The following is a 9,454-nucleotide window of genomic DNA, read 5'->3' as shown; positions in this document are numbered from 1 at the left end:
GCCGTTCTCCTTGGTGCATCCACCCATGGCCCCCAGCAATCCCACCAGGCCCCAGGCCACCGCATTTCTCGTCCAGCGCATCCGCGTCCTCCTTGGGTTCTGACTCCGTCCGGGCTCCGGCCTGCCCGCGTCCATCCGCCCCCAGCCGGGTTCTATCGGAAGAAACAGCAAGGTAGCGACCCTTCCGGCCCCGGCATCCGGCCTGCCTGTGCGCCTGCCCGCAAAAGGCGACTGCCGCCCGCCACCCCAAGGGTGGACCGGACGGCAGCGGCACTCACGAACTGTGGATACGACTCAGCCCCACATGTCGCCGATGAGCTCCTTGCGGCGGGACATGAGCTTCTTGAAGAAGTTGTCGTCGCGCATCTTGTCGAAGGTGGCGATGGACTCGTTCTTCGCGGCGGACTTCTCCGCCTCCTTCTTGATCTCCGCGGGCGTCGCGTTGGGGTTCGCCTGGATGAACTTGTTCATCTCATCCTGGACCTTGGTCTTCACCTTGTCGATGCGACCCTCACCCAGGAAGACGAGCTTGCCCTTCGACTCGTTCATGCCGGCGACGGCGGAGTTGATGACATCCGAGACGGCCTGGGTCTTCTCGGCGTCCGTGTTCGACGCCTTGTACTGCGTAGCGCCGCCGCTCGCGCCAACACCACTGGTTCCACCAGCCATGGGGGACTCCGTTGAAGGAAGTTGAATCTTGAAGGGATTATCCGCGGAGGAGTTCGGGAGTTGCGTCCCCCCGAGGCGTTCTCCTCACGAATCTAGCCCTTGAGCTTGCCCAGGGCGGGGTTCTTCATCCACGCCTTGAACGACTCCAGATCCTTCTGCACTTCCTGCGAGTCCGGCGTCTTGGGGGGCGGCGTCGCCGCCACCGCGGGAGGCGGGGGCACGTCACCGACGAGCGTGCGCTTCTTCGCCGCGGCGGTGCCGCTGTCAAAGGCGTCCTTGGACGACGCCTGGCCCGAGGCGGCGGGCTTGGCCGCGGCGGCCGGGGTGGCGGCGGCGGGAGCCGCGGCGGCAGAGGGCTCGAAGCCGCGCGCGGTGAGGTAGTTCTGCATCCACTCGACCGACTCGATGAGGACCGGCGGCATGCTGGCCAGCGCCGGGTTCTTGCCCGCCTCGCCCAGGTGCCGGTTGAAGGCGTCCTTCACGTCCTGGTACAGCGCCATGTTCATGTGCGCGCCGTCCTTGGTGTTGACGAGCAGCTCGGACATCTTGCGCAGCACGCCCTGCAGGGTCCCGGTCGCCGTCTTCGCGGCGGCATCCAGCCCGGTGATGATGGTGTCGCGCTTCTTGGTCAGCTCTTCCGGCGCTGCCGGCGGCATCTCAGCGGGGACTCGCGGATCAGGATTCGGGGTCGACATGGCACTGTCCTCGGGTGAAGAGGGATGGTTGACACGCACACCCTAGCAGAACATCCAGGGTGGCTAGAAACTCCTGAAGATCCTTCAACCCTGGAATCCCCCCAGGGCCTCACGACGGGGGCTCAGCGGCGCGTCAGCGCGGTGACCATGGCGCCGGCCTTGCGCACCACCGGATCATCCACGGGCGACATCGCCGCGGCGCGGCGCAAGTCCTCCAGCGCCTGGGGCTTCTGGCCCATGGCCAGCTTCACCTCCGCGCGGCCCACGTAGACGGACGGATCCTGCGGCGCGAGCTTCGCCGCGACGTCGAAGGCCGCGAGCGCGCCCTGGCCGTTGCCGGCCGCCATCTCCACCACGCCCAACGCCTTGGCGAAGTACACGTCCGTGGGGTTCACCGCGTAGAGGCCCTGGAAGAGCGTGCGCGCCTCTGCGATGCGGCCCTGGTAGAAGAAGAAGTAGGCCGTCTTGGCGATGGCGTACAGCTCGTCGTTCGAGTAGCCGCGCACCTCGCGGAGCGTGGCCTTGCCTTCCGCCCAGCGCTGCAGGAGCGCGGTGAGCTTCGCCTCGTCCTGCGGGTCCTCGGGGTCCAGCGACGCCATGGGTCAGTAGCCCTCGTCCTTCTGCTCTTCCCACATGCGGCGGATGATCTCCTGGGACTCCGCGCTCACCTGGTCCACCAGGCCCAGCATCGCGGACTCGCGCTGCAAGAGGGCCTTGAGGCGCTCCAGGCGCTCCGGCGGCGCGTTCACGCGGGCAAGGCCCCGCTCCAGCATCATGCGCTGCCCGTCGTCCCCGCGGCCGGCGACGCTGGCCAGGTGGGGCCGGTCGCTGAAGCCCTCCAGGTCCGCGTCATGCCCGCCCGGGTGCGGCGGCAGGGGCAGCCGCAGCTCCTCCGACGAGTGCGCCGGGCCGATGAAGTCCAGCAGCGCCGCGGACGCGAGCGCCGGGTTCTTCGGGTTGCCCGCCTTGCGCGCCTTCTTCGCCCGCTCGAGCTGCGCGGGATCCACCAGCCGCTCGCGGACACTGCGGGGACCACCCCAGGGCCAAAGGGCTGTACTGGGGGGAGGATTGTTGATTCTGGCCATGGTGCCGCGACTTCAACCCAGGTGAGGGGGTCGCGTCCAGCCCCCTTCAGCGTCCGGCCGCCTGCTCCCGCTGGAGGGTGTAGATGAAGTTCAACACCTCGGCGACCGCGTCGTAGAGCTCTTCGGGGACTTCCTGGCCCACGTCCACCCGGTACAGGGCGTGCGCCAGCGACACGTTGCGCATCACGGGGATGCCGTACTGCTTGGCGATCTCCTTGATCTTCTCCGCCTTGAGCCGCATGCCCTTGGCGACGATGCGCGGCGCGCCATCCGCCTGCTTGTCGTACTTGATGGCGATGGCGATGTCCGCCTCTTCGTCACTGGCCATGGCACCCTCCTTCAGGCGCGCGCCGCCGGCGCCGCGTTCTGCTTCAACCCGTAGACGAAGTTCAGGACCTCGGCGACCGCGTCGTAGAGTTCCTCCGGGACTTCCTGGCCCACCTCCACGCGCAGGAGCGCGTGGGCGAGCGGCACGTTGCGCAGCAGCGGCACGTCCGACTCGCGCGCCAGCGCCTTGATGCGCTCCGCCTTGGCGTCCATCCCCTTGATCAGCACCCGGGGCGCCCCGTCCTTGCCCTGGTCGTAGATGAGCGCGACCGCGACGTGGTCCGGGTTGGTGACGATGACGCTCGCGTCCTTCACCGCCTCCATCTGGGCCCCCTCCATGATCTCCTGGTGGAGCTCCTTGCGCTTGGCCTTGTGGTGCGGGTCGCCTTCGCTCTGCTTGTACTCCTTCTTGACCTCGTCCTTCGTCATCATCATGTCCTTCATGTACGACTTGCGCTGCCACCACACGTCGAAGATGCCGAAGATGACGAAGAGCATCAGGATGCGGACGCTCACCCGGTAGATGATCTCCCCCAGGATGCTCATGGTGCCGTGCGTGTCCTGCCGCACGGTTTCGATGACCAGCGGCATGGAGTCGCGCACCACGCCGTAGACGATGTAGGCGGCCACGGAGATCTTGATGAGGTTCTTGAGCAGCTCCACGAAGGCCTTCTTCGTGAACAGGTTCTTGAAGCCGGCCAGCGGGTTGACCTTGTCCAGCTTGGGCATCAGCGGGTCCATGGTGAAGAGCGACCCCACCTGCAGGAAGTCCATCAGCCCGCCCAGCACCGCCGCGCCGGCCGCCACCGGCACCGTGAGCAGCAGCATCGTCTTCAGCCCCATGTAGAGCAGCTGCGTCGTCGCGAGCCCCAGGTCGTCCGAGTGCGCGATCTGGGTGAAGCTGAAGCGGAAGAGCGTGGAGATCTCCTCCTCCACCGTCCCCCACGTGGCGCGCGCGATGCCCATGCCCGCGGCGAGCACGGCCACGGCCGTCAGGTCCTTGCTCTTCCAGACCTGGCCCTTCTTGCGGGAGTCGTCGAGCTTCTTCTGCGACGGCTCCTCTGTTTTGTCGCCACTCTCTTCCGACATGGAGGAACCCCGGGGCGCTTCAAGCCAGCAGGCGGATGGCGTGCTGGACCATGCGCAGCATGTTGGCCAGCTCCAGCTGCATGCGCCCGATGATCACGTGCATGGCGATGAACATGATCAACACGCTCACCAGCGGCTTGAGGGACATGGAGATGAAGAAGATCTGGATCTGCGGCGCGACGCGGTTGATGGCGCCCAGGGCCAGGTCGGTGACGAACGCGGCCACCATGCCGGGACCTGCCAGCGCCAGGCTCACCTTCAAGAGGTCCGCGAAGGCGCGGATCATCAGGTCGAAGAAGGGCCACACGCCCCGGCTGAAGTGCGGGAAGCCCTCCAGGGGGACGATCTGCAGGCTGTCCGCGAGCGCCTTGATGATGATGTGGTGCCCGTCCAGCGACAGGAACAGCACCACGGCCAGCTGCACCTTGAGGCTGGAGAAGAGCGACACCTGGGTGCCCAATTGCGGCACGAAGAGCTGGGCGTTGTTGCTGCCCGACATCGTGTCCACCAGCGTACCGGCCACGCGGGCCGCGTCGAACACGATGTTGACGATGTACGACAGGCACAGCCCGATGAAGATCTCCTTGCACAGGAGCCCGATGTACGGGAGCGCGCTGATGGGGATGTTCTCCATCCGGTCGCTCACGGACGGGAACAGCACGATGGCGATGAGCAGGCCCAGGCCCAGCTTCATCTCCGCCGGCACCACTTCACCACCCAGGAACGGGCTGAAGATGAGCAGGGGCATCACGCGGCACATGATGAGCGCCACGGTGAAGATCATGAGCGACAGGTTGAACCGAGAGCTCACCTCGGCCATGACTTCGCCGATGTTCATCTGCCGATGAGCGCCGGGAAGCGGTCGAAGACGTGGAAGGTGAAGCGCAAGAGCTGCCCGCCAATCCACGGTCCCGTCATGGCCAGCACGCCGAAGACGAGGACGACCTTGGGCGCGAACGTGAGCGTCTGCTCCTGGATCTGCGTGGTGGCCTGGAACAGCGAGATGAGGAACCCCACCAGGAGGCTCGTGAGCACCGGCGGCGCGGAAACGACGAGCACCAGGAACAACGCCTCCTGGGTGATGACCGTGAGCTGATTCATGGGAGTGCGACGCTCCTTACAGGTAGCCGATGACCAGGCCCTTGGCGATGAGGTACCAGCCGTCCACGAGCACGAACAGCAGCAGCTTGAAGGGCATGGAGATGGTCGTGGGCGACAGCATGTGCATGCCCAGCGCCAGGAGGATGTTGGCGACCACCATGTCGATGACGATGAACGGCACGAAGAGCAGGAAGCCGATCTGGAAGGCCTCCTTGAGCTCGGACACGACGAACGCCGGAACGATGATCATGAAGTCGTTGGGCGTGATGTCCTTGCGGTCCTCTTCCTTCCGCATCTTCTTCGCCAGGCTGTAGAAGAGCGTGCGGTCCTTGTTGGTGACCTTCTTCTTCAGGAACTCGCGCAGGGGCTCCTTGGACTTGTCCGCGGCCCCCAGCAGCGTGCCCACCGTCTCCGACGAGAACACCGCCGTTCCCCGCGACCAGATGTCCACCCCTCCCGCCCGGTACATCTCCTGGCCGATGGGCGCCATGATGTAGACGGTGAGGATGATGGCCAGGCCGGTGATGACCTGGGTGGGGGGGATCTGCTGGGTGCCCAGCGCCGAGCGGACGATGGAGAGCACCACGGAGATCTTCACGAAGCTCGTCACCATCATCAGCGCGAACGGGACCAGCGACAGGGCCGCGAGCGCGAGGATGAGGATGAGGGGGCGGGAGGTGAACGAGTCGGAGTTCACCGCCTCCTTCACCACGGCGTCCGGCACCGAGTCGCTTCCCCCCTTCTTCGCCGCGGAGGCAACGAACGGGTGCAGCGACACGATGGCCGCGAAGAGCCAGGGCGGAGCGCGGAACAGGAGCGGGCGGGCGGGAGACGAACGGTTCACGGGACGGCCTTCAGACGCCCGGCGGCGGCGTGGGGCCACCGCTCCGGCGGGAGAGAAGCTTCTGGAGGAAAGGACTCAGGGAAACCGACGCCGCCGGAGCCCGCGCAGCGCGGATGCGCTCCACGGCGTCGCGGTCCAGCTTCGACACAAGTTGCACGCCACCCTCGCCGCCACCCACCAGCAGGTACTCGTCCGCGGCCTTCAGGACGAAGAGCGTGCGCCGTTGATCCAACGGGATGCGCTCCATCACCGACACGACGGACGCCTTGCCCACCGGCACGCCCTGCAGCCCCATCAGCCTGCGCAGGCCCACGTTGAGCGTCAGGTAGATGGACGCGAGCACCGCGCCCAAGAGCGCCACCGTGCGCACCACCACCCAGCCCAGGCTCTCCTGCTCCTCGGGCTCGTCGGCGGTGGCGACGCCCAGCTCGCGGTCCAGCTCGTCCGCGTGGAGTGAGGCCCGCGACGCCTTCGCGGCGTCAGGCTCTGGCGTTGGCGCTGGCGCTGGGACAGCGGCGGGCGTGGCGGAGGCCGCTGGCGCGTCGGGGACGGGCGCGGGAGGAGCGACGGCTTCGGCCTTCGCCGGAGGCGCCGCGGGGGCGGGGGTTGCTTGTGGCGCCACGGTCGCCTGCGCCAGGACGGCGGGCGACACGAAGAGCAACACGGCGCCGAGCAACCTGCGCGAGGAGGAGAGACGGAGGCCTGCCATGGATGGGCGCGAGCCTAGTGCACCCGGGTCGGGACCGCCACGGGCCCCGGCGCGGGCAGGGACCCCTGCCCGCCTGCCCTGACGCATGGGGCGGGAAGGCTCATCCCAGGTTGATGATGCGCACGCCGAGCTGGCCTTCCACTTCGACGAGCTCGCCCCGGGCCACCACCTTGCCGTTGACCGACAGGTCCACGGGTTCGCCCGGGCCGCGCCGCAGCTCGATGACCTGACCTGTGCGCAACCCCACCACCTGCTCCGCCGTGATGGGCACGCGCGCCAGCTCCACCGCCACCTGCAGGGGCAGGTCACTGAGCAGGTCGCTTCCATCCCGGTTGTTCGCGTCGTCCAAGGCCGCCCCTTCGAGTTCCGGAGGAACGTCCAGCTCCGGGTTGGTGAAATCCTCGTTCTCCTCCGAGCCGCCGCCGGAGTCCCCACCCTGCGAGTGGCCCGGCTCCCCGGGAACGACGTCCGTGATGCGCGCACGGTAGCGGCCGTTCTCCAGGTACACGTCCGCCGCGAGGTGGCCGGTGCGGCCCAGCCCCAGCCGCAGCTGCGCCGTGCCGGGCTCGCCCCGGTCCGGCCGCGCCGACAGCGCGTCCAGCAGCAGCACGTCCTTGATGCGCAGCGACGCCAGGTCCTGCGCGGACAGCTCCGCGACGCCAATCTCCGCCCGCAGCCAATCGCGCAGCGAGGACAGCCGGCGCCCGTGCGCCTTCATGTCCGCGCGCCGCCGCTCGCGCCGCTGGGCGCTCGCCACCTCGGGTTCGGCCGCCTCCAGCACCGCCGAAGGCACCACCAGCCGCACGATGCCGCGGTGCGTGCCGAGCACCGCGTTCAGGTGCACCGCCAGCATGGGGCCATCCTCGCCCAGGCGCGCGGAGACCTCGTCCACGCCTCGCGCCACGCCGTCCAGCCGCGGCCGGGGGACGCCCGGCTGCAGCCCGGGCACCAGCTCCTTGAGGGCCTCCAGGACGACGTAGCCCATCACGCCCTCCTCGATGTCCGTCAGCGGCCGCAGGCCCACCGTCTCACCGGCGCCGCCCAGCAGCAGGTCCACCGCGGAATGGGCCAGCGCCAGCTCAATCTCCAGCACCACCCGGCCCTTCAGCGAGCCGGGCGCGAGCACCGCCAGGAAGGACGGGTCGCCCAGGAAGCGGCGCAGCTCCGTCATGGGGCGCGCCTGGGCGGACTCCACCGTCAGGCGCACGTCCACGTCGAAGAGCGCCTTGAGGCGCGCGCAGAGGGTCTCCAGCGTGCCCGGGTTCGGCGTCAGCCACCGCAGGCGTTCGGCCAGCAGGCCCTGCGCGCGCGACACCTTCTCCAGGTGCGTGAAGACGAACGGCCGCCATGGCACGACAGGCGCCGCCGGTGCCGAGGCGGGCTTCGCGGGGGGCCCCAGCTTCCGGGTGTCGACCAACATGGTTCGCTCGTAGATTCCGGGTTCGTCGTCCGGCTCCAGGCTCATGTCTTCGCCTCGAACCTCAGCTGCTCAAGCGACAGCCCCCGACCTCCCAGGGCGCTGCGCAGGCCCTCGCTGTTCTCCTCCAGGAGCTTCAGCGTGTCGCGGTCGCTGCCACTGAAGACGGCCGAAATCTTCCCGTTCTTCGCGCTGACCTTGATGGAGAGGCCGTTGAGCACGTCTCCGCGCAGGTCGATCTGGAACTCCGCGTTGCCCGCGGCGTTGGTGCCCACGCGCACCCGCTCCACGATCTTCTGGGCAATCTCGCTGGCCATCTGGCGCAGGCGCTCCGAACCGGCCATGTCCTTGGGCTTGGCCACCGGCACCGGCGCCATCAGCGCGGGGTTGAACCGGAAGCCCGCGCCGGCCATCTGGCCGCCCTTGTCGTCCTTGTCCTTGTTGCCGCCGCTGCCGCCCTTGCCGCCGCCGGCGTTGACGTCCGTCTTGAGCTCACCCTTCTCCGAGCTCAGGCGGCTCGACTGGCCGTCGGACTTCGTCAGGTCGCCGTCGCGCACGTCGGTGGAGCGCTTGTCCTCGGTGGCCTCCGACTTGCGGGTCTCCGAGCGCTGCGCCAGCGTCTGCGTCTCCGCGTTGCGCTGGGTCTGCTGCGCGCCCTGGGAGGACTCACCGGGACGGGCCGACCCTGCTTCCTTCTGGAAGAGCTTCTCGTCGAAGGTCTTGGCCTGCCCCTGGGTGGCGCGCGCGAGCACCTGCTTGGCGAGCCCCTGCGGCGTCTTGGGATCCGCCGTCTTCGGCTGGGCCTTCTCCGCCTGCCCCTGCTGGACCAGCTTGGAGAAGAGCGACTCGCCCTCCACCCGCTTCTTGGTCTTGGCTTCAGCGAGCTTGCGCTCCTGGATCATCCGCTCCGCCATGCGCGCGGCATCGCGATCATCGTCAACTCGGCTCATGGCGTCCTCTCCTGACTTGCGGGGGCGGCGGGAGGTTACTTGCGCTGACGGGCCAGGAACAAGGCGTTGCCAATCTCCTCCTGGTTCAGCTCCTCGCGCTGCTGGCGCTCCTGGCGCACCTGCTTCACAAACGTTTCCTTGTTCTTCTCGATGGCCTTGAGCTCCTTGGCGGCCTCGGCCATCAGCATGCGGCGCTGCTCCACCAGGCGGGCCGCCGCCTTGACGACCTCCTTCTGGTGCTCAATCTGGAGGGCGACCTGGGCCTCTTCGTCCTTCAGGCGCTCCTCGAAGCGGCCCATCATGTTCATGCCGCTGATGCCGGCGCCCTTGGCCATCATCTGCTGGAAGTACTCGGCGACCTTCGCCTTGCGCTCCTTGCGACGGCGCTCCAGCTCCGCTTCCAGGCGGATCTGCTCCTGCTTTTCCTTCTCCAGCGCCTTGATGGCGGCGGAGAAGGCCTGTTCGGCCTCCTCCTTCGCCTTCTCACGCATGTCCAGCAACACCTGCAACCGGTACGGGGGCATGGTGGGGGCATCCTAACCGGAAATGCCCCGCCCACGCCCTCCCC

13 protein-coding genes are annotated in these 9,454 nt (G+C 68.1%); all 13 read right to left on the bottom strand.

Annotated features, from left to right (window positions below; all coding sequences use genetic code 11):
• Window positions 1–294: 294 nt before the first annotated feature.
• Window positions 295–669, bottom strand: coding sequence for a hypothetical protein (locus D7V97_RS34460; protein WP_120614866.1), 375 nt, complete (start codon window positions 667–669; stop codon window positions 295–297).
• 92 nt (window positions 670–761) lie between these two features.
• Window positions 762–1,364 (bottom strand): hypothetical protein, encoded by a 603-nt coding sequence (locus D7V97_RS34455; RefSeq protein ID WP_120614865.1) that lies wholly within the window; start codon window positions 1,362–1,364, stop codon window positions 762–764.
• Between the two features lie 122 nt (window positions 1,365–1,486).
• On the bottom strand, window positions 1,487–1,963 hold the full coding sequence (locus D7V97_RS34450) for a SycD/LcrH family type III secretion system chaperone (protein ID WP_120614864.1): 477 nt from the start codon (window positions 1,961–1,963) through the stop codon (window positions 1,487–1,489).
• A 3-nt stretch (window positions 1,964–1,966) separates the two neighbouring features.
• Complete coding sequence (locus D7V97_RS34445) at window positions 1,967–2,449, bottom strand: hypothetical protein (RefSeq protein WP_120614863.1); 483 nt, start codon at window positions 2,447–2,449, stop codon at window positions 1,967–1,969.
• A gap of 46 nt (window positions 2,450–2,495) precedes the next feature.
• Window positions 2,496–2,777 carry an EscU/YscU/HrcU family type III secretion system export apparatus switch protein gene (locus D7V97_RS34440; RefSeq protein WP_120614862.1) on the bottom strand — a complete coding sequence of 94 codons (282 nt, stop codon included), beginning with the start codon at window positions 2,775–2,777 and terminating at the stop codon, window positions 2,496–2,498.
• 11 nt (window positions 2,778–2,788) lie between these two features.
• Complete coding sequence (gene sctU, locus D7V97_RS34435) at window positions 2,789–3,865, bottom strand: type III secretion system export apparatus subunit SctU (protein WP_120614861.1); 1,077 nt, start codon at window positions 3,863–3,865, stop codon at window positions 2,789–2,791.
• Between the two features lie 19 nt (window positions 3,866–3,884).
• Window positions 3,885–4,703 (bottom strand): flagellar biosynthetic protein FliR, encoded by an 819-nt coding sequence (locus D7V97_RS34430; RefSeq protein WP_120614860.1) that lies wholly within the window; start codon window positions 4,701–4,703, stop codon window positions 3,885–3,887.
• Complete coding sequence (gene fliQ / locus D7V97_RS34425; protein ID WP_120614859.1) at window positions 4,700–4,966, bottom strand: flagellar biosynthesis protein FliQ; 267 nt, start codon at window positions 4,964–4,966, stop codon at window positions 4,700–4,702. Before fliQ ends, D7V97_RS34430 begins: the two co-directional genes overlap by 4 nt.
• A 16-nt stretch (window positions 4,967–4,982) precedes the next feature.
• Entirely contained in the window at window positions 4,983–5,810 is an 828-nt protein-coding gene (gene sctR, locus D7V97_RS34420; protein ID WP_120614858.1) for a type III secretion system export apparatus subunit SctR, read from the bottom strand.
• A 10-nt stretch (window positions 5,811–5,820) separates the two neighbouring features.
• Window positions 5,821–6,519 (bottom strand): flagellar biosynthetic protein FliO, encoded by a 699-nt coding sequence (locus D7V97_RS34415; RefSeq protein ID WP_120614857.1) that lies wholly within the window; start codon window positions 6,517–6,519, stop codon window positions 5,821–5,823.
• 100 nt (window positions 6,520–6,619) lie between these two features.
• Window positions 6,620–7,984 (bottom strand): type III secretion system cytoplasmic ring protein SctQ, encoded by a 1,365-nt coding sequence (sctQ, locus tag D7V97_RS34410; RefSeq protein WP_120614856.1) that lies wholly within the window; start codon window positions 7,982–7,984, stop codon window positions 6,620–6,622.
• The gene (locus tag D7V97_RS34405) at window positions 7,981–8,886 is read right to left on the bottom strand and encodes a flagellar hook-length control protein FliK (protein ID WP_120614855.1); all 906 of its coding nucleotides are present in this window, start codon (window positions 8,884–8,886) and stop codon (window positions 7,981–7,983) included. Before D7V97_RS34405 ends, sctQ begins: the two co-directional genes overlap by 4 nt.
• Before the next feature lie 35 nt (window positions 8,887–8,921).
• Window positions 8,922–9,410, bottom strand: coding sequence for a flagellar assembly protein FliH (locus D7V97_RS34400; protein ID WP_120614854.1), 489 nt, complete (start codon window positions 9,408–9,410; stop codon window positions 8,922–8,924).
• Window positions 9,411–9,454 lie beyond the last annotated feature (44 nt).

The organism is Corallococcus sp. CA053C (assembly GCF_003611675.1).
Classification (GTDB): Bacteria; Myxococcota; Myxococcia; order Myxococcales; family Myxococcaceae; genus Corallococcus.
The sequence above is the reverse complement of the archived record's forward strand: the minus strand, read 5'-3'. Positions and strand labels throughout refer to the sequence as shown.